The sequence below is a fragment of the Prescottella equi genome, from assembly GCF_002094305.1.
Classification (GTDB): Bacteria; Actinomycetota; Actinomycetes; order Mycobacteriales; family Mycobacteriaceae; genus Prescottella; species Prescottella equi.
This window is the reverse complement of the sequence record NZ_LWTX01000005.1, coordinates 78575-104292: the sequence shown is the minus strand read 5'-3', so window position 1 is coordinate 104292 and position 25718 is coordinate 78575. Positions and strand designations below refer to the sequence as shown.

The following is a 25718-nucleotide window of genomic DNA, read 5'->3' as shown; positions in this document are numbered from 1 at the left end:
GGAAGTTACGTGCTCGACGTCAACTTCTTCGATGAACTCCGCATCGGTCTCGCGACCGCGGAGGACATCCGCAACTGGTCCTACGGCGAGGTCAAGAAGCCGGAGACCATCAACTACCGCACGCTCAAGCCCGAGAAGGACGGCCTCTTCTGCGAGAAGATCTTCGGCCCCACCCGGGACTGGGAGTGCTACTGCGGCAAGTACAAGCGTGTCCGGTTCAAGGGCATCATCTGTGAGCGCTGCGGCGTCGAGGTGACTCGCGCCAAGGTGCGTCGTGAGCGCATGGGCCACATCGAGCTCGCTGCTCCGGTCACCCACATCTGGTACTTCAAGGGTGTGCCGAGCCGCCTCGGCTACCTGCTGGATCTGGCTCCGAAGGATCTCGAGAAGATCATCTACTTCGCCGCCTACGTCATCGTCGGTGTCGACGAGGAGCTGCGTCACAACGAGCTCTCCACGCTCGAGGCCGAGATGGAGGTCGAGAAGAAGACCGTCGCCGATCAGCGTGACGCCGATCTCGAGGCCCGCGCGCAGAAGCTCGAAGCGGACATCGCCGAGCTCGAGGCCGAGGGTGCCAAGTCCGACGTCCGCCGCAAGGTCAAGGACGGCGGCGAGCGCGAGATGCGTCAGCTGCGTGACCGCGCCCAGCGCGAGCTGGACCGCCTCGACGAGATCTGGACCACGTTCACGAAGCTGAGCGTCAAGCAGCTCATCGTCGACGAGTCGCTGTACCGCGAGCTGGTCGACCGCTACGGCGAGTACTTCACCGGCGCGATGGGCGCGGAGTCCATCCAGAAGCTGATGGAGAACTTCGACATCGAGGCCGAGGCCGAGTCCCTGCGCGAGACCATCCGCAGCGGCAAGGGCCAGAAGAAGCTGCGTGCTCTCAAGCGCCTCAAGGTCGTCGCGGCGTTCCAGCAGTCGGGCAACTCGCCGATGGGCATGGTCCTCGACGCCGTTCCGGTGATCCCGCCGGAGCTGCGCCCGATGGTCCAGCTCGACGGTGGTCGTTTCGCGACGTCCGACCTCAACGACCTGTACCGCCGCGTCATCAACCGCAACAACCGCCTCAAGCGACTGATCGACCTCGGTGCTCCCGAGATCATCGTCAACAACGAGAAGCGGATGCTGCAGGAGTCCGTCGACGCGCTGTTCGACAACGGTCGTCGTGGCCGGCCCGTCACGGGCCCGGGCAACCGTCCGCTGAAGTCGCTGTCCGATCTGCTCAAGGGCAAGCAGGGCCGCTTCCGTCAGAACCTGCTCGGTAAGCGTGTCGACTACTCGGGCCGTTCCGTCATCGTCGTCGGCCCGCAGCTCAAGCTGCACCAGTGCGGTCTGCCGAAGCTGATGGCGCTCGAGCTGTTCAAGCCGTTCGTCATGAAGCGTCTGGTCGACCTCAACCACGCGCAGAACATCAAGTCCGCGAAGCGCATGGTCGAGCGTCAGCGTCCGCAGGTGTGGGACGTCCTCGAAGAGGTCATCAACGAGCACCCGGTGCTGCTGAACCGTGCACCCACGCTGCACCGTCTCGGCATCCAGGCGTTCGAGCCGCAGCTCGTCGAGGGCAAGGCCATCCAGCTGCACCCGCTCGTGTGTGAGGCGTTCAACGCCGACTTCGACGGTGACCAGATGGCCGTGCACCTGCCGCTGTCGGCAGAGGCGCAGGCCGAGGCTCGCATCCTGATGCTGTCGTCGAACAACATCCTGTCGCCGGCATCGGGCCGTCCGCTCGCCATGCCGCGTCTGGACATGGTCACGGGTCTGTTCCACCTGACCCGCGAGGTCGAGGGTGCGATCGGCACCTACCAGCCGGCCGCCGACGGCCAGCCGGAGCAGGGCGTCTACAGCTCGCCGGCCGAGGCTCAGATGGCCGTCGACCGTGGCGTGCTGTCGGTGCAGGCGAAGATCAAGGTGCGTCTGACGCATCAGCGCCCGCCGCGTGAGATCGAGGCGGAGCTGTTCCCCGAGGGCTGGAACTTCGGCGACGGCTGGATGGTCGAGACCACGCTCGGCCGCGTGATGTTCAACGATCTGCTCCCGGCGGACTACCCGTTCATCAACGAGCAGATGCCGAAGAAGCGTCAGGCGACGATCATCAACGATCTGGCCGAGCGTTACCCGATGATCGTGGTTGCGCAGACGGTGGACAAGATGAAGGACACCGGCTTCTACTGGGCCACCCGGTCCGGCGTCACGGTCTCGATCTCCGACGTCCTCGTGCCGCCGGAGAAGGCTCAGATCATGGAGCAGTTCGAGGCGCAGGCCGACCAGATCGAGAAGAAGTACCAGCGCGGTGCTCTCAACCACACCGAGCGCAACAGTGCTCTGGTGAAGATCTGGTCCGAGGCCACCGACGAGGTCGGTAAGGCCATGGAGGCCCACTTCCCCGACGACAACCCGATCCCGATGATCGTGAAGTCCGGCGCCGCCGGCAACATGACTCAGGTTCGCTCGCTCGCCGGTATGAAGGGCCTGGTGACGAACCCGAAGGGTGAGTTCATCCCGCGTCCGATCAAGTCCTCCTTCAAGGAGGGCCTGACGGTCCTCGAGTACTTCATCAACACGCACGGTGCTCGTAAGGGTCTGGCCGATACCGCTCTCCGCACCGCCGACTCGGGTTACCTGACCCGTCGTCTGGTGGACGTCTCGCAGGACGTCATCGTCCGCGAGGTCGACTGTGGCACCGAGCGCGGCATCCTCACCACGATCGCGGAGAAGGCAGCGGACGGCACGATGATCCGCGACGCGCACGTCGAGACCTCGACGTACGCCCGCACCCTGGCCGCGGACGCGATCGACGAGAACGGCAACGTCGTCGTCGAGCGTGGACACGACCTGGGCGATCCGGCGATCGACGCGCTGCTCGCGGCGGGTATCACGCAGGTGAAGGTCCGTTCGGTCCTGACCTGCACCACTGCCACGGGTGTGTGTGCCACGTGCTACGGCCGCTCGATGGCGACGGGCAAGCTCGTCGACATCGGCGAGGCCGTCGGTATCGTCGCCGCACAGTCGATCGGTGAGCCCGGTACCCAGCTGACGATGCGTACCTTCCACCAGGGTGGTGCGGCCGGCGCGGCCGACATCACCGGTGGTCTGCCGCGTGTCCAGGAGCTGTTCGAGGCCCGCGTCCCCAAGGGCAAGGCCCCGATCACCGAGGTCTCCGGCCGGGTGCAGTTGGACGACGACGACCGCTTCTACAAGATCACGGTCGTCCCGGACGACGGTGGCGAAGAGGTCGTGTACGACAAGCTGTCGAAGCGTCAGCGTCTGCGTGTGTTCAAGCACGACGACGGCTCCGAGCGACTGCTGTCGGACGGTGACCACGTGGACGTCGGTCAGCAGCTGCTCGAGGGCGCTGCCGACCCGCACGACGTGCTGCGAGTCATGGGCCCGCGTCAGGTGCAGATCCACCTCGTCAACGAGGTCCAGGAGGTGTACCGGAGCCAGGGTGTGTCGATCCACGACAAGCACATCGAGGTCATCGTGCGCCAGATGCTGCGTCGCGTCACGATCATCGACTCGGGCTCGACGGAGTTCCTGCCCGGCTCGCTGGTCGAGCGTGCGGAGTTCGAGGCGTCCAACCGTCGCGTCGTCGCCGAGGGCGGCGAGCCGGCGGCCGGACGTCCGGTGCTGATGGGTATCACGAAGGCGTCGCTGGCGACCGATTCGTGGCTGTCGGCGGCTTCGTTCCAGGAGACCACCCGCGTGCTGACCGATGCGGCGATCAACTGCCGCTCGGACAAGCTGATCGGTCTCAAGGAGAACGTGATCATCGGCAAGCTGATCCCGGCCGGCACCGGCATCAACCGGTACCGGAACATCCAGGTTCAGCCCACCGAGGAGGCACGCGCGGCTGCGTACGCGGTTCCGTCCTACGACGACCAGTACTACAGCCCGGAGGGCTTCGGCACCGGCACCGGCGCTGCGGTTCCTCTGGACGACTACGGATTCGGTAGCGACTACCGCTGACCCGTAGAAAGTTCGACTCGAAGGTCCCGTTCCCGACAGGGGGCGGGACCTTCGGGCATTCTGGGGACAGGAAGAATGTTCCCGTAATCGGACTAATTGGACAGGCGGAGGGCATCATGGCCGGTAAGAACATCGATCGGGTGAAGGCGGAGTCTGCGCTCGAGGTCGTCAAGGAGAGCCCGGCCATCGTGGCAATCGTCGCGGCACCGGCCCTGGTCGTCTTCGGTGTGCTGTGGTGGCTCACCGGATTCGGCACGGCGCTGCTGGTGACCCTGCTGATCGCGGGTATCGCGGTGGTCGCGAAGAAGGTGTTCTGACTCAGACCTTTTCGCGGGGGAGCATCTCGACGCGCGCGACGGCGCGCACCTCGCTCCCGACGAGGAACCACACCGACAGCGAGGTCTCGTCGCCGTCCGTGCGGAGCCGCACGTGATCGCGCGCGTAGATCGGGCCGAGATGTTCGACCACCGCCCGGTACGGCGCGCGGCGTAGTTCGGGTCGGTCGGCGAGGCACTCCTCGACCGCGTGCCAGTACGTCGTGTTGTTGACGTGGTTGAACGGATCGATGTCGGTGGTGCGCAGGTGGAACGTCCGCTCGCGGTCGTCCCAGTCGTCGGTGTCGGGCGGCGTCGCCGGCAGCAACGGCTTCCAGCGGAGGCGATGCTCGTCGGTGGTCCGGCCCAGGCTCTCGAGGAGGCCGTCGCTGATCCGGGTCGGCATCCCGGTGTCGGCGCCGATGTCGATCCAGAATCCCTCGGTCTCGATCAGCGCGTCCGCCGTGCTCGTGAGTCGGACCCGCATCGCCGACCACCGCGTCGAATGCGCGGAGCACCAGCGTCGGAGGGTCATCCGGTCCGGCCACACCGCGGGCCGGTGCACCTCGATGACGGTGCGCCGGACGATCCACAGTGGGTCGGTTTCGTCGTATCCGAACGCTGCGAGGTTGTCGGAGCCGATGTCCTGGAGGTAGCGGGCGACGCCGTCGAGGCGTAGCCGATTCTCGATGTCGACGTCTCCCGTACGGATCGGGCGTGAGGTCTCGAAGCACTGCTCGGGCGGCGGCGCCGGTGCCAACGGTTCCGGTGTGGTGACGCTCTGCGTTGGGCGGGCGATCTGCTCGGAAGCCACGGTGTTCCCTCGGTTCGGCGGTTGTCGCCAGCGATTGTGACAGTTGGCGGCTCCGTAGTCACCGGACACGACCGAGGTGCTTGTTCGATTGCCCGGTGCCGAGTACAGTCCCATAACTGTAACTCATCGTCACATGAAGGCTGTCACATCGGTGACCGGGCCGGGCGTGCGTCACGCCCCGTGTGACACGCGAGACGGGAAATCGAACATGGCCTACGTCATCACCCAGACGTGCTGCAACGATGCGAGTTGTGTGTCGGCGTGTCCGGTGAACTGCATCCACCCGACGCCGGAGGAAGCGGAGTTCGCGACTACCGAGATGCTGTACATCGAACCGCAGGCCTGCATCGACTGCGGCGCATGCGTCGACGCGTGCCCGGTGAACGCGATCTTCCCCGAGGACCAGTTGAGCGAGTCGCTGCAGCGGTATCGCGAGATCAACGCCGACTACTACACGCGGCACCCGCTCCAGCCGGACTGGATTCCGCTGACACCCGCGACGCCCCCGGTACGGAACCTCGGCACGCTGCGGGTCGCGATCGTCGGCGCGGGGCCCGCGGCCTGCTACGCCGCGGAGGAACTGCTCAAGCGGTCCGACGTCGAGGTCGAGATGTTCGAGAAGCTGCCGACGCCGTGGGGTCTGGTGCGCGCCGGCGTCGCACCCGATCATCCGGGCACCAAGACGGTGACCGAGATGTTCGAGTGGTCGCTCGGCCGCGATGCGTTCCAGTTCCACCTCAACGTCGAGGTCGGCAAGCATGTCAGTCACGCCGACCTGCTCGCCCACCACCACGCGGTGATCTACGCGGTGGGCGCATCGAGCGACCGCGCGCTGGGTGTGCCCGGCGAGGACCTGCCCGGCAGTCATGCCGCGACCGAGTTCGTGGCCTGGTACAACGGGCATCCCGACTATGCCGACCGCACCTTCGACCTTTCCGGCGAGCGGGCGGTGATCGTCGGAAACGGCAACGTCGCGCTCGACGTCGCGCGCATCCTGACGATGGACCCCGACGACCTGGCGAAGACCGATATCGCCGACCACGCACTGAAGGCTCTGCGCAGCAGCAACATCCGCGAGGTCGTGCTGTTGGGGCGGCGTGGTCCCGCACAAGCGGCGTACTCCAATCCCGAGTTCCTGGCCCTCGGTGACCTGCCGGGAGTGGACGTCGTGATCGACGAGGCCGAGGCGGAACTCGATTCGCGGTCCCGGGCGCTGATCGACGCGGACGAGACCGAACCGGCGGTTGCGATGAAGGTGCGGCTCGCGCAGGAGTACGCACGTCGCACCCCGACGCCCGGCAACAAGCGGATCGTGTTCCGGTACCTGACGTCGCCGACGGAGATTCTCGGCGCCGAGCGGGTCGAGGGACTGACGGTCGTCGCGAACGAGCTGGTGGAGGACGCCTCCGGTGGGCTCTCCGCGCATCCCACCGGACGCACCGAGCACATCGACGCCGCCCTGGTGCTGCGCTCGATCGGCTACCGGGGACGTCCGATCGCCGGGGTGCCGTTCGACGAGCGGCGCGGGGTGGTCCCCAACGATCGCGGTCGAGTGGTGGCCGGCGCCGGCGAACCCGTCGACGGCGTGTACGTCACGGGGTGGATCAAGCGCGGCCCGAGCGGCGTCATCGGAACCAACAAGACGTGCGCCAAGGAAACCGTGGCGCGGATCGTCGAGGACTTCGAGGCGAAGCGACTCGCCGCGCCGACCGCTGGGCGGAAGGAACTCGGCAAGTTGCTCGCCCGGCGTCAGCCCGAACGGATCTCGCGCCGCGGCTGGGAAGCGATCGACCGGGCCGAGCGTGACCGCGGCACGGCGTCGGGCCGACCGCGGGTGAAGATGACGGACACCGCGGAGATGGTGGCGCTCGGGCGCCGGCGTCGCGCACTGTTCGGCGGGTGAGTCCGGGGTAGCGTCACGCACAGGGTGCAGCGTCCACCGGAGATGCCGCCCGGCGGATTCGGAGGTGGAAAGTGCGCGCAGTGGTGGTCACGGACCTGGCGGGGCCGTCGGCGATCGTGGTCCAGGACATCGCCGAACCGGACGCGGACGGGTTGGTGCTGATCGACGTCAAGGCCAGCGGCGTCTGCTTCCCGGATCTGCTGATCAGCTACGGCAAGTACCAGATTCGACCCGAACCACCGTTCGTGCCGGGCACCGAGGTCGCGGGTGTCGTGCTCAGCGCGCCCGACGACAGCGGGTTCGTACCGGGACAGCGGGTGCTGGCGGTGTCGAGTCTCGGTGGCTACGCCGAGCGGGTCGCCGTCCATCGGAATCTGGTGCTGCCCATCCCGGACGAGTTGACGTTCGAGGAGGCGGCGTCGCTGATCATCAACTATCAGACGATGGAGTTCGGGCTGGGCCGCCGCGCCCGGCTGCAGCCAGGCGAGACCGTCGCGGTCCTCGGCGCCGCCGGTGGGGTGGGGACGTCGGCGATCCAGTTGGCGAAGGCCCACGGGGCCCGGGTGATCGCGGTCGTGCGCCGGGACGGTGCCGACGACTTCCTGCGCGAGATCGGCGCCGACGACGTCGTCCGACTGGCCGACGGGTGGGCCGCGCAGGTTCGTGAACTCACGGGTGGCCGCGGAGCGGACGTCGTGATCGATCCGGTCGGCGGGGACGCGTTCGACGACGCGGTCCGCGCCCTCGCTCCCGAGGGGCGCCTGGTCGTCATCGGTTTCGCGGGCGGGGGCATCCCGACGGTCAAGGTGAATCGCGTCCTGTTCCGCAACATCAGCATCGTGGGCGCGGCGTGGGGTGAGTTCCTCCGGCACGAGCCGTCGGCGCTGGCGGAGACGCACGCGGCGCTCGTGAAACACGTGCGTGCGGGACTGCGTCCCGTCGTCAAGGCGCGCTACCCGCTGGCCGCGGCGGCCGAGGCCCTCGTCGACCTCGAGGCCGGCCGGGTGCTCGGAAAGGCCGTTCTCGTCCAGAGCTGACTGTGTTCCTCGTCACCTGCCCGCTGCCTGTCCGGAAAATGTGTTGCCGCAGGTAGTCGCGGCGTGGTGTCGTTGAAGGGTCGCGGATTCACGCGGCCGTGGGGGTAATTGCGTTTCCGCAATAGTTGCATGATCGCTACTATTCGAGCCCGTGGCTGATGTGACTCCGGACGACGTCTACACCGTGCTCGAGGAGTTCATCATGCGTCTCCTGGGTATGGGGGAGTCCGAGTCCATGGACACCCTCGTCGCGATGGACCTGTCGTTCTCGCAGGTTCGTGCGCTCTTCGTGCTGGCGCAGCACGGCGAGCCGATCGCGATCAACGAGGTCGCGGAGTGCCTGCGGATGTCGGTGGCGGCCGCGGGTCGCAACATCGACCAGTTGGTGTGTCAGGAACTTGTGCTGCGCCGCGAGGACCCGGAGGATCGTCGGATCAAACGGGTCTCGCTGACGGAGTCCGGGCGAAGCCTGGTCTCCCGTCACCTCGAGGACAAGCGTGACGAGCTCCGAGCGTTCGCGGGCCGGTTGGATCAGCCGGACCGCAGGCGGTTGCTCGAGGCCCTTCAACCGATACTCGCGGGCGATGCCCTGCGGGCCCGAAGTCAGGAATTCTGTACATGACGACGCCAAACTCGACGGCCGGACCCCAACCCGGGGCGCCGGAGTCGGACAAGATCGACGGCGCGGTTCTCAAGATCGCCTCCGTGGTGGTGCTCGGCGCCATCATGTCCATCCTCGACGTCACCGTCGTCAGTGTCGCGCTGCCGACGTTCGCGGAGACGTTCGAGACCAGCTACGCGGTGGTCGCCTGGACGATGACCGCCTACACGCTCGCCCTCGCGACAGTGATCCCCGTGACGGGTTGGGCCGCCGACCGTTTCGGTACCAAACGCCTCTACATCGGCGCACTGGTGCTGTTCGTCATCGGTTCCGTGCTGTGTGCCTTCGCCTGGGACATCACGTCGCTGATCGTGTTCCGCGTGATCCAGGGCCTGGGCGGCGGCATGCTGATGCCGCTGGGCATGACGATCATGACCCGGGCCGCCGGCCCCGAGCGGGTCGGCCGCGTCATGGCCGTGCTCGGCATCCCGATGCTGCTCGGGCCCATCGCCGGCCCCATCGTCGGCGGCTGGCTGATCGACGCTGCCAGCTGGCACTGGATCTTCCTCATCAACCTGCCGATCGGCATCATCGCCCTCGCCGCGGCGTTCAAGCTGCTGCCGAAGGACGAGCCGAGCCCCTCCCAGTCGTTCGACTTCGTCGGCATGCTGCTGCTGTCGCCCGGCCTGGCGCTGTTCCTGTACGGCGTCTCGTCGATCCCGGAGCACGGCAAGGGGCTGTCCCCGGAGGTGCTGATCCCGATCGGAATCGGTCTGGTCCTGATCATCGGATTCGTGTTCCACGCCCTCCGCAAGGACCATCCGCTGATCGACCTGCACCTGTTCCAGAACCGTCAGCTCACGGTCGCGGTGCTCACCACCACGATGTTCATCATCGCGTTCATGGGTGCGGGCCTGCTCTTCCCGAGCTACTTCATCCAGGTGCGCGGTGAGTCCGCGATGGCCGCGGGTCTGCTGCTGGCGCCGCAGGGCATCGGCGCGATGGTGACGATGCCGATCGCCGGCCGACTGGTCGACAAGATCGGCCCGGGCAAGATCGTCCTGACGGGTCTGCCACTGATCGCGCTGGGCATGTTCACGTTCACGCAGCTGACCGCGACGTCGTCGTACCCGCTGCTGATGGGCTCGCTGTTCGTGATGGGTCTCGGCATGGGCTGCACGATGATGCCGCTGATGACGGCCGCCATGGTCACGCTCAAGCACGAGATGATCGCCCGCGGTTCGACGCTGATGAACATCGTCCAGCAGACGGCCGGCTCGATCGGTACCGCCACGATGTCGGTGGTGCTGACGAACCAGATGACGTCGCACGGCCTCAGCAAGGACGCTGCCCCGCCGACCGATCCGAGCAGCGTCGCGCAGATGCTCAACGATTCGGCCGACTCGTTCGGCGCGACCTTCATGGTGGCGTTCGTCCTCGTGCTGGTCACCCTGATCCCCGCGTTCTTCCTGCCGCGCAAGCGTGTGGCCGCGACGACCGAGGACGTCCAGCCGGTCATGATGCACTGACATCCGCCGCGGAACGAGCCCCCGAGCGATCCTTCGCTCGGGGGCTCTTCGTGTTGTCCGAGTTCGACTCGGCGCGTCGCTCCGAACGTGTCGGTGGCCGGTTCTATCGTCACGACAGGAGCCTCGAGCAGGGAAGGGGCGCATCATGGCTGAAGAGCCTGGCGTCACGCACAACCCGGACAATCCTTCGCACTGGCACTACTACGCGGTGGTGGGCACCACGATCGGCGGTGGTCACACGCTCGCCGAGTTCGGCCCGCACCCCACCGCACTCTCGGCGCTGCAGGTCGCCGTCCACGCGGTCAATCACACGGCCTACTCGATGTTCGAGCAGGGGATCGTCGGCCACATGCTGGCCGATGCCGCGATGGTGGAGCGGTTGCCCGTCACGAACTTCACCGTAGAACGCCAGCACCCCGTCACGCGCGCGCCCGACGCGGCGTGGTCGCTCAGCGGTGGTCGCCGAGCCTGGGGAGTGGCAGGGCATCTGACGGCGTGAACGAGTACTGCACGCCGGCGCCGACCTGCCGTAACCGCCAAACAATCATTCATGCTTGATTTTTACTCACCTCGGTGTGATGCTGATCTCAGCATCCGAGGAGGGGTATGTGGCTGACCTGAACAAGATCGTCGACGACCTGTGTGCGGAGGGCGCGGCACTCGATGCGCTGGTCGCCGATCTGCCGGACGAGAAGTGGGCGGTGGCCACGCCGGCGGAGGGTTGGACCGTCGCACACCAGATCGGCCATCTCGCCTGGACCGACCGGGCCGCGCTGCTGGCGGCCACCGACGAGGACGCCTTCACCGCCCAGCTCGCCGAGGCGTGGAAGAACCCGTACGGCTTCGTGGACGAGGGTGCCGAGGCCGAGGCGCAGCGTCCGCCCCGGGAACTGTTGGCCGACTGGCGCGAGTGCCGTGCGCGACTCGCACAGATCCTGCGAGACGTTCCGCCCGGCACCAAGCTGCCGTGGTACGGGCCGCCGATGAGTGCGGCCTCGATGGCGACCGCGCGGCTGATGGAGACGTGGGCGCACGGCCGCGACGTCGCCGCGGCGCTCGGTGTGGCGGCGGCGTCGACGGACCGGCTCGAGCACATCGCGCGGCTGGGGGTGCGTACGCGGGACTTCGCGTACAGCGTCAACGAGATCACGCCGCCCACCGAGGAGTTCCGGGTGGAGTTGGTTGCGCCGGACGGTGGGACGTGGGCGTGGGGTCCGGACGACGCCCCTCAGCGCGTGACCGGCCCGGCCGAGGACTTCTGTTTGCTCGTCACGCAGCGGGTGCACCGCCGGGACACCGCACTGCGGACCACGGGTGACGACGCCCGCCGCTGGCTCGACATCGCCCAGGCCTTCGCCGGACCGCCCGGCGCGGGCCGTGAACCCACTCGGACGGAGGCGGCCCGATGACGGCGTCCACGGTGCGCATCGGCAACTGTTCCGGCTTCTACGGCGACCGGATCTCGGCGATGCGCGAGATGCTCGAGGGCGGTGAGCTGGACTACCTGACCGGCGACTACCTCGCCGAGCTGACGATGCTGATCCTCGGGCGGGACCGGATGAAGGACCCGGCGCGCGGCTACGCCAAGACGTTTCTGCGGCAGGCCGAGGACTGTCTGGGGCTCGCTCTCGACCGCGGCGTGAAGATCGTGACCAACGCGGGCGGGCTCAATCCCAGCGGCCTCGCCGACGCCCTGCGCGAGGTGAACGACCGACTGGGACTGAATGCGCGGATCGCCCACGTCGAGGGCGACGATCTGATCGCGCGGGTAGCCGAACTCGGGCTCGACCGGCAGGCCGGACCGGAGACGCCGCTGACGGCGAACGCCTACCTCGGGGCGTGGGGCATCGTGCAGTGCCTTAACGCGGGCGCCGACGTCGTCGTCACCGGCCGGGTCACTGACGCATCGGTGATCGTGGGACCCGCGGCGGCGCACTTCGGCTGGGCGAGAGACGATTTCGATCGTCTCGCGGGCGCCGTCGTCGCCGGCCACGTCATCGAGTGCGGCACCCAGGCCACCGGCGGCAACTACTCGTGGTTCACCGAGATCCCCGACCTCGGCCGCCCCGGCTTCCCGATCGCCGAGATCGCGGACGACGGCTCGTCCGTCATCACCAAGCATCCGGGCACCGGGGGAGCGGTGACCGTCGACACCGTCACCGCTCAGTTGCTGTACGAGATCACCGGCGGCCGCTACGCCAACCCCGACGTCACCGCGCGCATGGACTCGGCGGTCCTCACCGGCGACGGCCCCGACCGCGTCCGCATCTCCGGCGTCACCGGAGAGGCTCCGCCGCCGCAGTACAAGGTGTCGCTCAACGCGCTCGCCGGTTTCCGTAACGAGGCGACGTTCGTGCTCACCGGACTCGACATCGAGGCCAAGGCCGAACTGGTTCGGCGGCAGATGGACTCGTGGCTCGTAGACAAGCCGCAGGAACTCGACTGGATCCTGGCCCGCACGGACCACCCGGACGCCGACACCGAGGAGGCGGCGAGCGCGCTGCTGCGCTGCACGGTGCGGGACACCGATCCGAACGTCGTGGGACGGGCGTTCTCGTCGGTGGCCGTCGAGCTGGCGCTCGCGAGCTACCCGGGCTTCACGCTCACCGCCCCGCCGTCGAACGGTCAGCCGTACGCGGTGTTCACCCCCGGCTACGTCGACGCCGGCGAGGTGCCGCACGTCGCGGTACTGCCGGATGGCACACGTGTCGCCATCGCTCCGAGCGCCGTTACCCGAGTGCTCGAGGACGTGCCGGAACCCGCACTGCCGCAACCACTCGCGGGCGACGACACGGTCACGGTTCCGCTCGGCACGGTCGCGGCGGCCCGCAGCGGCGACAAGGGTGGCAACGCAAACGTCGGGGTGTGGGTGCGTACCGACGAGCAGTGGCGGTGGCTCGTGCACGCGCTCACCGTCGACGAGGTGAAAAGGATGCTGCCCGAGGCGAAGTCGCTCGCGGTCACGCGGCACGTGCTGCCGCACCTGCGGGCCGTCAACTTCGTGATCGAGGGCATCCTCGGCCGCGGCGTGGCGTCCCAGGCCCGCTTCGACCCGCAGGCCAAGGGGCTCGGCGAGTGGCTGCGCTCGCGGCACATCGACATTCCCATCGGCCTGGTCCCCGAGTACGCCGACGAACTTCAGGAAGGACACGCATGAGTGTGTGGGACACCCCGGAGCGACAACAGCTCCGCAAGACGGTCCGCGGCTTCGTCGAGCAGGAGATCCTCCCGCACCTGGGCGACTGGGAGCGCGACGGCGAGATCCCGCGCGAGCTGCACCGTGGGGCCGCGGCGCTCGGACTGCTCGGCGCGGGCTTCCCCGAGGAGGTCGGCGGCGACGGCGGCGACCTGGTGGACGCGGTGGTGATCTGCGAGGAGATGCACCAGGCCGGCGCGTCCGGTGGCCTGTTCGCGTCGCTGTTCACGTGCGGCATCGCACTGCCGCACCTGGTCGCGGCCGGTGACCCCCGACAGATCGAGCGCTGGGTGCGCCCCACCCTGGCCGGCGAGAAGATCGGTTCGCTCGCCATCACCGAACCGGGCGGCGGCTCCGACGTCGGACACCTGCGGACCACCGCGATCCGCGACGGCGACCACTACGTCGTCAACGGCGCCAAGACGTTCATCACGTCGGCGGTGCGTGCCGATTTCGTCGTGACCGCGGTGCGGACCGGCGGCCCCGGCGCGGGCGGGGTGTCGCTGCTCGTGATCGAGAAGGGCACGCCGGGCTTCGAGGTGGCCCGCAAGCTGGACAAGATGGGCTGGCGCGCGTCGGACACCGCGGAGTTGTCCTTCGTCGATGCCCGGGTTCCGGTGGAGAACCTGGTGGGTGAGGAGAACTCGGGGTTCGCGCAGATCGCGCAGGCGTTCCTGACCGAACGCATCGCTCTGGCGGCGCAGGCGTACGCGAGTGCGCAGCGCTGCCTGGACCTGACGCTGCAGTGGTGCCGCGATCGCGAGACCTTCGGGCGACCGCTGATCTCGCGGCAGGCGGTGCAGAACACGGTCACCGAGATGACGCGGCGCGTCGATGTCGCTCGCGTCTACACCCGCACGCTCGTCGAACGTTCGCTCGTCTCGAACGAGGACTTCGTCGCCGAGGTGTGCTTCGCGAAGAACACGGCCGTCGAGGCCGGTGAATGGGTGGCGAATCAGGCCGTGCAGTTGTTCGGCGGCATGGGCTACATGGCGGAGAGCGAAGTGGAGAGGCAGTACCGGGACATGCGCATTCTGGGTATCGGGGGCGGGACCACGGAGATCCTGACCTCGTTGGCGGCCAAGCGATTGGGGTATCAGTCGTGACGATTCTGAAATCGGCTCTGGACACGAAGTCGGCCGAGTACGCGGCGGCGGCCGAGTCGATGACGGCCAAGCTCGCCGAACTCGAGGTAGAGCACGCGAAGGCCCTCGCGGGAGGCGGTGAGAAGTACGTCGAGCGGCACCACAAGCGGGGCAAGCTGCTGGCACGCGAGCGCATCGAGCTGCTGATCGACCCGGACTCACCGTTCCTCGAACTGTCCCCCCTCGCCGCATGGGGCACCGAGTTCCCGGTGGGCGCGTCGACGATCGTCGGTATCGGCGTCGTCAGCGGCGTCGAATGCCTCATCGTCGCGAACGACCCCACGGTCCGGGGTGGCACGTCCAACCCGTGGACGCTCAAGAAGGGCTTCCGCGCCAACGACATCGCCGTCCAGAACCGGTTGCCGGTGATCTCGCTCGTCGAGTCCGGCGGCGCCGACCTGCCGACGCAGAAGGAGGTGTTCATCCCGGGCGGGCGGATGTTCCGCGACCTGACCAAGCTGTCGGCGGCCGGGATCCCCACCATCGCGCTCGTGTTCGGCAACTCCACCGCCGGCGGCGCCTACATCCCGGGCATGTCCGACCACGTCGTGATGATCAAGGAACGGTCGAAGGTGTTCCTTGCCGGACCGCCGCTGGTGAAGATGGCAACCGGTGAGGAGTCCGACGACGAAGCCCTCGGCGGCGCCGAGATGCACGCGCGGACATCGGGTCTGGCCGACTACTTCGCCCAGGACGAGCAGGATGCGATCCGGATCGGCCGCAGCATCGTCCGCCGGCTCAACTGGCGTAAGGAGGGGCCGGCGCCGCGGGCCGAGGTGATCGAGCCACTCGAGGATCCCGAGGAACTGATCGGCATCGTCCCGTCGGATCTGAAGATCCCGTTCGATCCACGCGAGGTGATCGCGCGCATCGTCGACGGTTCGGACTTCGACGAGTTCAAACCGATGTACGGGTCGTCGCTCGTGACGGGTTGGGCCGAACTGCACGGCTACCCGATCGGCATCCTCGCCAACGCGCGCGGCGTGCTGTTCAGCGAGGAGTCGCAGAAGGCCACCCAGTTCATCCAGCTCGCGAACCGGTCGAACACGCCACTTCTGTTCCTGCACAACACCACCGGATACATGGTGGGTAGAGAGTACGAGGAGGGCGGCATGATCAAGCACGGATCGATGATGATCAACGCGGTCGCCAACTCGACGGTGCCGCACATCTCGATCCTGCTCGGAGCGTCGTACGGCGCCGGCCACTACGGCATGTGCGGGCGTGCGTTCGATCCTCGCTTCCTGTTCGCATGGCCCAGTTCCAAGTCCGCGGTGATGGGCGGCGCCCAGTTGGCGGGCGTCATCTCGATCGTCGGCCGCGCCGCGGCGGAGGCCCGCGGGCAAGCGTTCGACGAGGAAGCCGACGCCGGCATGCGCGCGATGATCGAGAACCAGATCGAGGCCGAGTCGCTGCCGATGTTCCTCTCCGGGCGCCTCTACGACGACGGCGTCATCGACCCCCGCGACACCCGCACGGTGGTGGGGATGTGCCTGTCGGCCATCGCCACCGCCCCGATCGAGGGCACCGAGAACTTCGGTGTCTTCCGGATGTGAGGCCGACTGTGACTACTTCCGACATCACTTCCGTGCTGGTCGCCAATCGCGGCGAGATCGCCCGACGGGTGTTCGCGACGTGCCGGCGCGCCGGCGTCGGCACCGTCGCGGTCTTCTCCGACCCGGACTCCGCGAGTCCGCACGTCGCCGAGGCGGACGCCGCGGTCCGGTTGCCGGGCGCGACACCGTCCGAGACGTACCTGCGCGCCGACGCTCTCATCGCCGCGGCACACGCGGCGGGAGCCGATGCCGTCCATCCCGGCTACGGATTCCTCTCCGAGAACGCAGACTTCGCGCAGGCCGTGGAGGCCGCGGGTCTCACCTGGATCGGTCCACCCGTCAAGTCGATCGAGTTGATGGGCTCGAAGGTCGAGTCCAAGCGAATCATGGCCGAGGCCGGGGTGCCGGTGCTGGCGGAACTCGATCCCGGCGCCGTGACCGAGGCCGATCTGCCGGTGCTCGTCAAGGCGTCTGCCGGTGGCGGCGGACGTGGCATGCGCGTGGTTCGTGAGCTGTCGGCGCTGCCCCGCGAACTCGAGGCGGCCCGCCGCGAGGCGCAGTCGGCGTTCGGGGACCCGACGGTGTTCTGCGAGCGCTATCTCGAGACGGGACGACACATCGAGGTCCAGGTGATGGCCGACCGGCACGGCACGGTGTGGGCTGTCGGCGAGCGGGAATGCTCGATCCAGCGTCGTCACCAGAAGGTGGTCGAGGAGGCGCCGTCGCCGCTCGTCGAACGCATTCCCGCCATGCGCGCGAAGTTGTTCGAGGCGGCCCGCCTGGCGGCGAACGCGATCGGCTACGAGGGTGCCGGCACCGTCGAATTCCTCGCCGACGAAGCCGGGGACTTCTTCTTCCTGGAGATGAACACCCGTCTGCAGGTGGAGCACCCGGTCACCGAGTGCACCACGGGACTCGACCTCGTCGAGCTGCAGTTGCAGGTGGCGTCCGGGGCGGCACTGCCGGCCGAACCGCCGGCGATCCGTGGTCACTCGATCGAGGTCCGGCTGTACGCCGAGGACCCCGCACACAACTGGCGGCCGCAGAGTGGCACCGTCGAACGAATCGAACTTCCTGGCGACACTGTCGAATTCGACCTGCTCGCGCGAACCGGGGTGCGCCTCGACTCGGGAGTCGAGGACGGCTCCGTGGTGAGCGTCTTCTACGATCCGATGCTGGCGAAGGTGATCTCGTACGCGCCCACGCGGACGCAGGCCGCCCAGGTTCTCGCGTCGGCGCTGGCCCGCACCCGCCTGCACGGCCTGCGGACCAACCGCGACCTGCTCGTCAACGTCCTGCGCCACCCCGCCTTCCTCGCGGGCGACACCGACACGGCGTTCTTCGACACCCACGGGCTCGAAGCCCTGGCGCGGCCGCTGGCCGACGAGAGGGCCGAGTCGCTGTCCGCGTTGGCCGCGGCGCTGGCCGACGCCGCTGCGAACCGGAGCACGGCACCCGTCGTCGGTGGACTGCCGAGCGGGTGGCGGAACCTACCGTCGCAGCCGCAGGTCAAGCGGTACAGCGGAATCCACGGCGACCACGACGTCCGCTACCTGCTGACCCGGTCCGGTCTGCGAGCCGACGGATTCGACGACGTGGCGCTGGTCTCGTCGGCACCCGACCACGTCGTGCTCGACGTCGCGGGTCTGCAGCGACGCTTCGACGTCGCACGCTACGGCGACACCGTCTGCGTCGACTCGCCGCTCGGACCGGTGTCGCTCACCGTGATTCCGCGCTTCGTCGACCCGTCGACCGTCGTCGCGGAGGGCTCGCTGCTCGCGCCGATGCCCGGCGCGGTGATCCGGCTGGGGGCCGCCGAGGGGGACCTCGTGGAGGCCGGACAGCCGATCCTGTGGCTCGAGGCCATGAAGATGGAGCACACCGTCAAGGCTCCCGTCTCCGGTGTGCTCACCGAACTACCCGTCGTCGTCGGCCAGCAGGTGGACGTCGGTTCCGTTCTCGCAGTAGTGGAAGCCCCGGTGTCGAACGAGGCCGGCGCAGAAGGAGAGTCCGCATGAGCAGCTTCATCGAAACCGACGAGCAGAAGGAACTGCGGGCCGCTGTGTCCAAGCTCGCGCAGCGCTTCAACTACGTCGACTACGTGCTGCCCAAGGCGCGCAAGGGCGAACCGCTCACGGAACTGTGGACCGAGGCCGGCAAACTCGGTTTCCTCGGTGTGAACCTGCCGGAAGAGTACGGCGGCGGGGGAGCGGGCATCTACGAACTGGCCCTCGTGCAGGAGGAACTCGCCGCGCAGGGCGCCGGGCTGTTGCTGGTGGTCGTCTCGCCTGCGATCTGCGGCACGATCATCGGCAAGTACGGCACCGATGCCCAGAAGCAGGAGTGGCTCACCGCGCTCGCCGACGGTTCGAAGATCATGGCTTTCGGGATCACCGAACCCGACGCCGGCTCCAACTCGCATCAGATCACCACCACGGCGCGCAGGGACGGCGACGACTGGATCCTGCGCGGCAACAAGGTCTACATCTCGGGGGTCGACCAGGCCGACGCCGTGCTCGTCGTCGCGCGGACCGAGGACCACCGGACCGGCAAGTTGAAGCCGGCTCTCTTCATCGTTCCCACCGATGCCGAGAACTTCGTCGCGCAGTCGATGGAGATGGACATCATCGAGCCCGATCACCAGTTCACGCTGTTCCTCGACGACGTGCGGCTCCCGGCGGATGCGCTGGTCGGTTCCGAGGACGCTGCACTGATGCAGCTGTTCGCGGGCCTCAATCCCGAACGCATTCTCGGTGCGGCGATGGCGATCGGAATGGGACGCTGGGCCCTCGAGGCCGGGGTGAAGTTCGCGAAGGAGCGCACGGTCTGGAAGACGCCGATCGGCGCACACCAGGGACTCGCCCACCCGCTCGCACAGTGCAAGATCGAGCTGGAGTTGGCGAAGCTGATGATGCAGAAGGCCGCGACGCTCTACGACAGCGGCGACGACTTCGGGGCCGCCGAGGCCGCGAACATGGCCAAGTACGCGGCCGCCGAGGCCGCCATCAAGACGCTCGACCAGGCCATTCAGACGCACGGCGGTGGCGGACTCACCAAGGAGTACGGCCTCGCGGCGATGCTCGGCGCCGCGCGCATCGGGCGGGTCGCGCCGGTCAGCCGCGAAATGATCCTCAACTTCGTCGCCCAGCACTCCCTGGGCCTACCCAAGTCGTACTGAGGAAGCTGCAGATGACGAATCGACAAGTTCGCTACGAAGTCGCTGACGGTGTCGCGACGCTCACGCTCGACTCGCCACACAATCGCAACGCGATATCCAGCACGCTCGTGGGGCAGTTGCGCCAAGGGCTCGCCGACGCACAGGTCGATGAGGGGGTGCGCACCGTCGTTCTCGCTCACACGGGCGGAACCTTCTGCGCGGGCGCCGATCTCTCGGAAGCGAGTGCGGCCGGCGCCCACGCGAGCCCCGACGAGCTCGCGGCGGAGCGGACCCGCCAGATGACGGAGCTGTTGCGGGCGATCCTCGAGCTGCCGAAACCGGTCATCGCGCGGGTGGACGGCCACGTGCGCGCCGGCGGAATGGGGCTCGTGGGCGCGTGTGACATCGTCGTCGCGGGGCCGGACAGCACCTTTGCGCTGACGGAGGCTCGGTTGGGTCTCGCCGCGTCGATCATCTCGCTGACGGTCGTTCCCAGGCTCACCTCGCGCGCGGCCGGCCGGTACTTCCTGACCGGTGAGAAGTTCGGCCCGCACGAGGCCGAGGCGATCGGGTTGATCAGCGAAGCGGTGCAGGACTCCGGGGAGGCGGTGCAGGACTTGATCGAGACGCTGCGCAAGTGCTCACCGCAGGGGTTGGCGGAATCCAAGAAGCTCACCACCGCGAAGGTGCTCGCGGACTTCGACACGTTCGGGGAATCCCTTGCGGCGCAGTCGGCTCGGCTGTTCGGCAGTCCGGAGGCCATCGAGGGTGTGACGGCGTTCCTGCAGAAGCGGCAGCCGTCGTGGGCGGCCGGAGGCTGAGACGCGGACGGCGCCCGTCCCCTGGCGGGAACGGGCGCCGTCCGGCAGGTCGGCTCAGGCAGCCGGGAAGAGCGCCGAGACCGCGTCGAGCGAGCCCAGGAAGAAGCTGAGGCCGGAGAAGAAGTCACCGGCGGCACCGACGAAATCGACGAGGAAGTCGGCAACGGGAATGAGCTCGGCAGAGGACATGAGGTCTCCTTGGATCGATGCGATTCGGAAGGTAGGTAAACCTTCCCTAAGAAGAATTAGTAACGTGCCCGAGACCCTTCCGCAATGCGAATGTGACGAAGGTTACCCTAACTAGCGCAGTGTTTACTTGAATGTCCGCGACCGCCCACTCACGAGGTGGGCTACGCACCCCGCACGACGCCGGAAGACACCGGAGAGGACCACGCCGATGCGCGCACCACAACAGGATCGGAGCCGACTGACACGGCACCGGCTCCTGGAAGCCACCGTCGACTGCCTGGCCGAGTTCGGCTGGTCGGCCACCACCGTCGCAGTCGTCGCGCAGCGCGCCGGGGTGTCCCGCGGAGCCGCGCAGCACCACTTCCCGACGCGGGAGGACCTCATCACCGCCGCGCTCGAGTTCATGTTCGACAGCCGGATGGAGCAGGCACGCCGCGAAGTCACCGAATTGCCGACGGGGGAGGGGCGGACCGAGGCGGTCGTCGCGCGCCTCGTCGACTACTACACCGGCACGCTGTTCAAGGCCGCCCTCCAGGTGTGGACCGCGGCGGCCGCCGACCCGGAATTGCGGGATCGCGTGCTGCCGCTCGAGGAGCGCTTCGGGCGCATCGCGCATCGCACGGCCGTCGAGAGCCTCGGTGTCGACGACTCGGACCCCGCGGTACGCCGACTCGTCCAGGCCACCCTCGACCTCGCCCGCGGACTCGGCCTGGCCGATGTGCTCACCGACGACTCCCGCCGCCGCGCCGACATCGTGAGCAGTTGGGCCGCGCAACTGGACGCCGCGCTCGCGCCGCTCGGGGCGACCGATTCGGTGGTGTGAGCACCGCTGCCGGCGCGGCGAGGCCGGTACAGTTCCGCGTCATGGCGGCGAGCAGGCTGGCGGCGAGAAGGCGGGGATGGCCGGTTGTGGTTCTCGTGACGGCTGCGCTGGTCGGCGCCGGCTGCAGCCCAGGTGACTCGGCCGACGAGTCCCGCGCGACGGAATCCGGGGCGGCCGGCTCCGGGCCCTTCTTCGGTGAATGCGGTTCGGTCACCGACGAGGAGGTGGCCGAGGCGGTGGGGGTCCCCGGTTTCGCCGGCGTGGTCCGGAACACCGTCGGCTGCGAATGGCAGACGTCGCCCGACCAGGATCGAAACGCGCCGCACTTCGCCTTCTCCTGGTATCGCGGCAGCCCGATCGGACGCGAGCGGGCGGGCAGCGAGATGATCGGGCGTCCCGCAGTGGACATCGAGATCGGCGGACACCCCGGGTTCGAGTCGTCGCTGTCGAGCCGACTGTGCGAACTGGGGGTGCAGTTCGGCGACGACTTCGTGCACTGGTCGATCTCGTACGGCAAAACCGATCCCACCGATGATCCGTGTGTCGCGGCCCGCCGTCTCGCCGAACTGACCGTGGCAAGGGGGCAGTGAGATGCAGCGAGCCGGGATGCCGGGAGCCGAGATGCAGAGAGCCGAGATGTCGAGAGTCGGGGAGGTGGCGCGATTCGGCCGCCTCGTGCGAAACGCGGGCGTCGCGTCGGCGGTGATCCTGCTCCTGGGCGGATGCGCCGAGTCCGTGACGGGCACCGCCGTGCCGCAGGGCTTCGGCGCCGGGGACTCGTCGAACTACGCGTCCCTGCTCACCGAGTGCGACGTCGTCGCGCCGGACCGGATCGCCGAGATCGTCGGTGGGGAGGCGGTCGAGCGCGGCTTCCTGGGCGCGATCTGCCGCTGGACCGTGAACGGGGCCACCGGCCCGGCGCGGGTGACGTTCAACTGGTTCGAGATGGGAACGCTCGCGGTCGAGAAGCGGACGTCCGAACAGCTCGGCTACGAGGTCGAGGACGTCACCGTCGGCGGCCGGCGCGCAGTGCTCGCGCGGACTCCTGCCGACCCCGGCAGTTGCGGCATCACGGCCGGCTTCCCGGCCGGTGGTGTGGTCGGATGGTGGGTCCAGTACCCGGGCGGGGACGGGGCCGATCCGTGCGAGGCCGCATCGACGCTGGTCGAGTCCACGCTGGACCTCGCGGCATAGCATGTCCGACCCACTTTGACCTCCAACAGCGCCGCCGGGTATCGTTGGGGGTCGTGTCCGACCGCTGGGGTCGCTCCACAGGGCTCCTCTCCGGCGTGATCGGGCCGATCTGTGTGCCTATGCGGGGCATTGCCGTGCACGTGATTCTGCGGTTTCTGCAGGTGCGAGCATCCGGCTGCCTGTGTGGGGGTACGCGACACGCCCGACCTCGTGTGCACGAGGATGGGTGCGGGGCAGTTGCTTCCTTGCCCCAACCGATGGATCCCTGATTTCAGAACAGCCAGGGTTGCTCGACTGAGCAGTCTGGAACCGAAGAAAGAAAGCCGGTACATGCCAACCATCAACCAGCTGGTCCGCAAGGGCCGCCGCGACAAGGCCGCCAAGGTCAAGACCGCGGCCCTGAAGGGCAGCCCGCAGCGCCGTGGCGTGTGCACTCGCGTGTACACCACCACCCCGAAGAAGCCGAACTCCGCGCTGCGAAAGGTCGCCCGTGTGCGCCTGACCAGCTCCGTCGAGGTCACCGCTTACATCCCGGGTGAGGGCCACAACCTGCAGGAGCACTCGATGGTGCTCGTCCGCGGCGGTCGTGTGAAGGACCTCCCGGGTGTGCGCTACAAGATCATCCGCGGCTCGCTCGACACCCAGGGTGTCAAGAACCGCAAGCAGGCGCGTAGCCGCTACGGCGCGAAGAAGGAGAAGGGCTGATGCCTCGTAAGGGTCCCGCTCCCAAGCGGCCGCTCGTCGCGGATCCGGTCTACGGTTCGCCGCTGGTCACCCAGCTCGTCAACAAGATCCTGCTGGACGGTAAGAAGTCCACCGCCGAGCGCATCGTCTACGGTGCCCTCGAGCAGGCTCGCGAGAAGACCGGCACCGATCCGGTCGTCACCCTCAAGCGCGCGCTCGACAACGTCAAGCCCGCCCTCGAGGTCCGCAGCCGTCGTGTCGGTGGCGCCACCTACCAGGTGCCGGTCGAGGTTCGTCCGGGCCGTTCCACCACGCTGGCGCTGCGCTGGCTGGTGACCTTCTCGCGCGCCCGTCGTGAGAAGACCATGGTCGAGCGTCTCGCCAACGAGCTTCTGGATGCGAGCAACGGCCTGGGCGCTTCCGTGAAGCGTCGCGAGGACACCCACAAGATGGCTGAAGCCAACAAGGCGTTCGCGCACTACCGCTGGTGATACCACGCCAGGCCGAGGGAGCCTTACGGGCACGAAAACCCTCGGCCTGGCGTTGTCACTACTGTGTCGGTTCCGTCACCGGGCCGGCTGACAAGAAAAAGAGACGTGGCCCCAGAAGGGCCGACACGATCAACGAGCGGGGAAGAATCCTGTGGCACAGGAAGTGCTGACCGACCTGAACAAGGTCCGCAACATCGGCATCATGGCGCACATCGATGCCGGCAAGACCACCACCACCGAGCGCATCCTCTTCTACACCGGTGTGAACTACAAGATCGGTGAGACCCACGACGGTGCGTCGACCACCGACTGGATGGAGCAGGAGAAGGAGCGTGGTATCACCATCACCTCCGCTGCTGTGACCTGTTTCTGGAACAAGAACCAGATCAACATCATCGACACCCCCGGCCACGTCGACTTCACGGTGGAGGTCGAGCGCTCCCTCCGTGTCCTCGACGGCGCCGTTGCCGTCTTCGACGGCAAGGAGGGCGTCGAGCCCCAGTCCGAGCAGGTCTGGCGCCAGGCTGCCAAGTACGACGTTCCGCGCATCTGCTTCGTCAACAAGATGGACAAGATGGGCGCGGACTTCTACTTCACCGTGCAGACCATCATCGACCGCCTCGGCGCGAAGCCGCTGGTTCTCCAGCTGCCGATCGGCGCAGAGGACGACTTCGACGGCGTCGTCGACCTCGTCGAGATGAAGGCCATCACGTGGCGCGGCGTCGTCCCGACCGGTGCCGAGCCCACCATCGAGGAGATCCCCGCGGATCTGGCCGACAAGGCTGCCGAGTACCGCGAGAAGCTGCTCGAGACCGTTGCCGAGTCCGACGAAGCTCTCATGGAGAAGTACTTCGGTGGCGAGGAGCTCACGGTCGAGGAGATCAAGGGCGCCATCCGCAAGATGACGGTCGCCTCCGAGCTGTACCCGGTGCTGTGTGGCTCCGCGTTCAAGAACAAGGGCGTTCAGCCCATGCTCGACGCGGTCATCGACTACCTCCCGAACCCGCTGGACATCGGCGAGGTCCACGGCCACGCCGTGAACAACGAGGAAGAGGAGCTGACCCGCAAGCCCAGCAAGGAGGAGCCGTTCTCGGCTCTGGCCTTCAAGATTGCGGCGCACCCCTTCTTCGGCAAGCTCACCTTCGTGCGCGTCTACTCGGGTCGTATCGAGCCGGGTGCCCAGGTCCTCAACGCGACCAAGGGCAAGAAGGAGCGCATCGGCAAGCTCTTCCAGATGCACGCCAACAAGGAGAACCCGGTCGACGAGGCCGTCGCGGGCCACATCTACGCGATGATCGGCCTGAAGGACACCACGACCGGTGACACCCTGTGCGACCAGGCGAACCCGATCGTCCTCGAGTCGATGACGTTCCCGGATCCGGTCATCCAGGTCTCGATCGAGCCCAAGACCAAGTCCGACCAGGAGAAGCTGGGCACCGCGATCCAGAAGCTCGCGGAAGAGGACCCGACCTTCTCGGTCGAGCTGGACGAGGAGACCGGCCAGACCGTCATCGGCGGCATGGGCGAGCTGCACCTCGACATCCTCGTCGACCGTATGCGTCGCGAGTTCAAGGTCGAGGCCAACGTCGGCAAGCCGCAGGTCGCGTACCGCGAGACGATCACGCGTCCGGTCGAGAAGCACGAGTTCACCCACAAGAAGCAGACGGGTGGTTCGGGCCAGTTCGCAAAGGTCATCATCGCCCTCGAGCCCTTCGTCGGCGAGGACGGCGCGAGCTACGAGTTCGAGAACAAGGTCTCCGGTGGCCGCGTTCCGCGCGAGTACATCCCTTCGGTCGACGCCGGTGCGCAGGACGCGATGCAGTACGGTGTTCTCGCCGGCTACCCGCTCGTGAACCTGAAGCTGACCCTGCTCGACGGCGCGTACCACGACGTCGACTCCTCGGAAATGGCCTTCAAGGTCGCCGGTTCGCAGGCGCTGAAGGAAGCTGCCCGCAAGGCCGGCCCGGTCATTCTCGAGCCCCTCATGGCTGTCGAGGTCACCACGCCCGAGGACTACATGGGTGAAGTGATCGGCGACCTCAACTCCCGCCGTGGCCAGATCCAGGCCATGGAGGAACGCAGTGGTGCCCGTGTCGTGAAGGCGCTGGTTCCGCTCTCGGAGATGTTCGGTTACATCGGTGACCTGCGGTCGAAGACCCAGGGTCGCGCGAACTTCTCCATGGTGTTCGATTCCTACGCAGAGGTTCCCGCGAACGTCTCGAAGGAAATCATCGCCAAGGCGACCGGCGAGTAACCTCGGTTTCGTCGGCCGAAGCACGACCAAAGTAATAACCA

Annotated in this window: 22 protein-coding genes; 20 read left to right on the top strand and 2 right to left on the bottom strand. The window is 67.6% G+C overall.

Annotated features, from left to right (window positions below):
• Positions 1-9: 9 nt before the first annotated feature.
• The gene (locus A6I89_RS14285; protein ID WP_022597439.1) at positions 10-3969 is read left to right on the top strand and encodes a DNA-directed RNA polymerase subunit beta'; all 3960 of its coding nucleotides are present in this window, start codon (positions 10-12) and stop codon (positions 3967-3969) included.
• A 116-nt stretch (positions 3970-4085) separates the two neighbouring features.
• Entirely contained in the window at positions 4086-4286 is a 201-nt protein-coding gene (locus A6I89_RS14280; RefSeq protein WP_005518249.1) for a hypothetical protein, read from the top strand.
• A 1-nt stretch (position 4287) separates the two neighbouring features.
• On the opposite strand, the gene A6I89_RS14275 is transcribed toward A6I89_RS14280, so the two are convergent.
• A complete protein-coding gene (locus A6I89_RS14275; RefSeq protein WP_044991384.1) occupies positions 4288-5097 on the bottom strand; it encodes an acyl-[acyl-carrier-protein] thioesterase in 810 nt (269 codons plus the stop codon).
• A 208-nt stretch (positions 5098-5305) separates the two neighbouring features.
• On the opposite strand from A6I89_RS14275, the gene A6I89_RS14270 reads away from it, so the two are divergent.
• From A6I89_RS14270 to A6I89_RS14215, 12 genes are all read left to right on the top strand, one after another.
• The gene (locus A6I89_RS14270; protein ID WP_022597437.1) at positions 5306-7000 is read left to right on the top strand and encodes an FAD-dependent oxidoreductase; all 1695 of its coding nucleotides are present in this window, start codon (positions 5306-5308) and stop codon (positions 6998-7000) included.
• A gap of 71 nt (positions 7001-7071) precedes the next feature.
• Positions 7072-8037 carry an NADPH:quinone oxidoreductase family protein gene (locus A6I89_RS14265; RefSeq protein WP_044991340.1) on the top strand — a complete coding sequence of 322 codons (966 nt, stop codon included), beginning with the start codon at positions 7072-7074 and terminating at the stop codon, positions 8035-8037.
• A 151-nt stretch (positions 8038-8188) separates the two neighbouring features.
• Positions 8189-8659, top strand: coding sequence for a MarR family winged helix-turn-helix transcriptional regulator (locus tag A6I89_RS14260; protein WP_037084951.1), 471 nt, complete (start codon positions 8189-8191; stop codon positions 8657-8659).
• Positions 8656-10167 (top strand): DHA2 family efflux MFS transporter permease subunit, encoded by a 1512-nt coding sequence (locus A6I89_RS14255; protein ID WP_005518255.1) that lies wholly within the window; start codon positions 8656-8658, stop codon positions 10165-10167. The genes A6I89_RS14260 and A6I89_RS14255 overlap by 4 nt, the downstream gene beginning before the upstream one ends.
• Before the next feature lie 145 nt (positions 10168-10312).
• A complete protein-coding gene (locus A6I89_RS14250) occupies positions 10313-10666 on the top strand; it encodes a hypothetical protein (protein WP_005518257.1) in 354 nt (117 codons plus the stop codon).
• Positions 10667-10775: 109 nt separating this feature from the next.
• The gene (locus tag A6I89_RS14245; protein ID WP_022597435.1) at positions 10776-11576 is read left to right on the top strand and encodes a TIGR03084 family metal-binding protein; all 801 of its coding nucleotides are present in this window, start codon (positions 10776-10778) and stop codon (positions 11574-11576) included.
• Positions 11573-13324, top strand: coding sequence for an acyclic terpene utilization AtuA family protein (locus A6I89_RS14240; protein ID WP_022597434.1), 1752 nt, complete (start codon positions 11573-11575; stop codon positions 13322-13324). The genes A6I89_RS14245 and A6I89_RS14240 overlap by 4 nt, the downstream gene beginning before the upstream one ends.
• Entirely contained in the window at positions 13321-14469 is a 1149-nt protein-coding gene (locus A6I89_RS14235) for an acyl-CoA dehydrogenase family protein (RefSeq protein ID WP_022597433.1), read from the top strand. Before A6I89_RS14240 ends, A6I89_RS14235 begins: the two co-directional genes overlap by 4 nt.
• Positions 14466-16064: an acyl-CoA carboxylase subunit beta gene (locus tag A6I89_RS14230; protein WP_005518263.1), complete on the top strand. Its 1599-nt coding sequence runs from the start codon at positions 14466-14468 to the stop codon at positions 16062-16064. The genes A6I89_RS14235 and A6I89_RS14230 overlap by 4 nt, the downstream gene beginning before the upstream one ends.
• 8 nt (positions 16065-16072) lie before the next feature.
• Positions 16073-18082: an acetyl/propionyl/methylcrotonyl-CoA carboxylase subunit alpha gene (locus A6I89_RS14225; RefSeq protein ID WP_022597432.1), complete on the top strand. Its 2010-nt coding sequence runs from the start codon at positions 16073-16075 to the stop codon at positions 18080-18082.
• On the top strand, positions 18079-19242 hold the full coding sequence (locus tag A6I89_RS14220) for an acyl-CoA dehydrogenase family protein (RefSeq protein ID WP_022597431.1): 1164 nt from the start codon (positions 18079-18081) through the stop codon (positions 19240-19242). The genes A6I89_RS14225 and A6I89_RS14220 overlap by 4 nt, the downstream gene beginning before the upstream one ends.
• 11 nt (positions 19243-19253) lie before the next feature.
• Positions 19254-20042, top strand: coding sequence for an enoyl-CoA hydratase family protein (locus A6I89_RS14215; protein WP_022597430.1), 789 nt, complete (start codon positions 19254-19256; stop codon positions 20040-20042).
• 54 nt (positions 20043-20096) lie between these two features.
• Here the strand turns inward: A6I89_RS14215 and A6I89_RS24960 are convergent, their stop codons facing one another.
• Positions 20097-20231: a hypothetical protein gene (locus tag A6I89_RS24960; RefSeq protein WP_005518268.1), complete on the bottom strand. Its 135-nt coding sequence runs from the start codon at positions 20229-20231 to the stop codon at positions 20097-20099.
• A gap of 208 nt (positions 20232-20439) precedes the next feature.
• On the opposite strand from A6I89_RS24960, the gene A6I89_RS14210 reads away from it, so the two are divergent.
• The 6 genes from A6I89_RS14210 to fusA all read left to right on the top strand — a co-directional run bounded on the left by A6I89_RS14210 (position 20440) and on the right by fusA (position 25677).
• Entirely contained in the window at positions 20440-21054 is a 615-nt protein-coding gene (locus A6I89_RS14210) for a TetR/AcrR family transcriptional regulator (protein ID WP_005518270.1), read from the top strand.
• A 41-nt stretch (positions 21055-21095) separates the two neighbouring features.
• On the top strand, positions 21096-21644 hold the full coding sequence (locus A6I89_RS14205; RefSeq protein ID WP_037086064.1) for a DUF3558 domain-containing protein: 549 nt from the start codon (positions 21096-21098) through the stop codon (positions 21642-21644).
• Positions 21645-21690: 46 nt separating this feature from the next.
• Positions 21691-22248: a DUF3558 domain-containing protein gene (locus tag A6I89_RS14200; RefSeq protein WP_044991383.1), complete on the top strand. Its 558-nt coding sequence runs from the start codon at positions 21691-21693 to the stop codon at positions 22246-22248.
• A gap of 330 nt (positions 22249-22578) precedes the next feature.
• A complete protein-coding gene (gene rpsL / locus A6I89_RS14195; protein ID WP_003937662.1) occupies positions 22579-22953 on the top strand; it encodes a 30S ribosomal protein S12 in 375 nt (124 codons plus the stop codon).
• Positions 22953-23423 carry a 30S ribosomal protein S7 gene (gene rpsG, locus A6I89_RS14190; protein ID WP_005518273.1) on the top strand — a complete coding sequence of 157 codons (471 nt, stop codon included), beginning with the start codon at positions 22953-22955 and terminating at the stop codon, positions 23421-23423. The genes rpsL and rpsG overlap by 1 nt, the downstream gene beginning before the upstream one ends.
• A gap of 151 nt (positions 23424-23574) precedes the next feature.
• Entirely contained in the window at positions 23575-25677 is a 2103-nt protein-coding gene (fusA, locus tag A6I89_RS14185) for an elongation factor G (RefSeq protein ID WP_005518274.1), read from the top strand.
• The last annotated feature ends 41 nt before the right edge of the window (positions 25678-25718 follow it).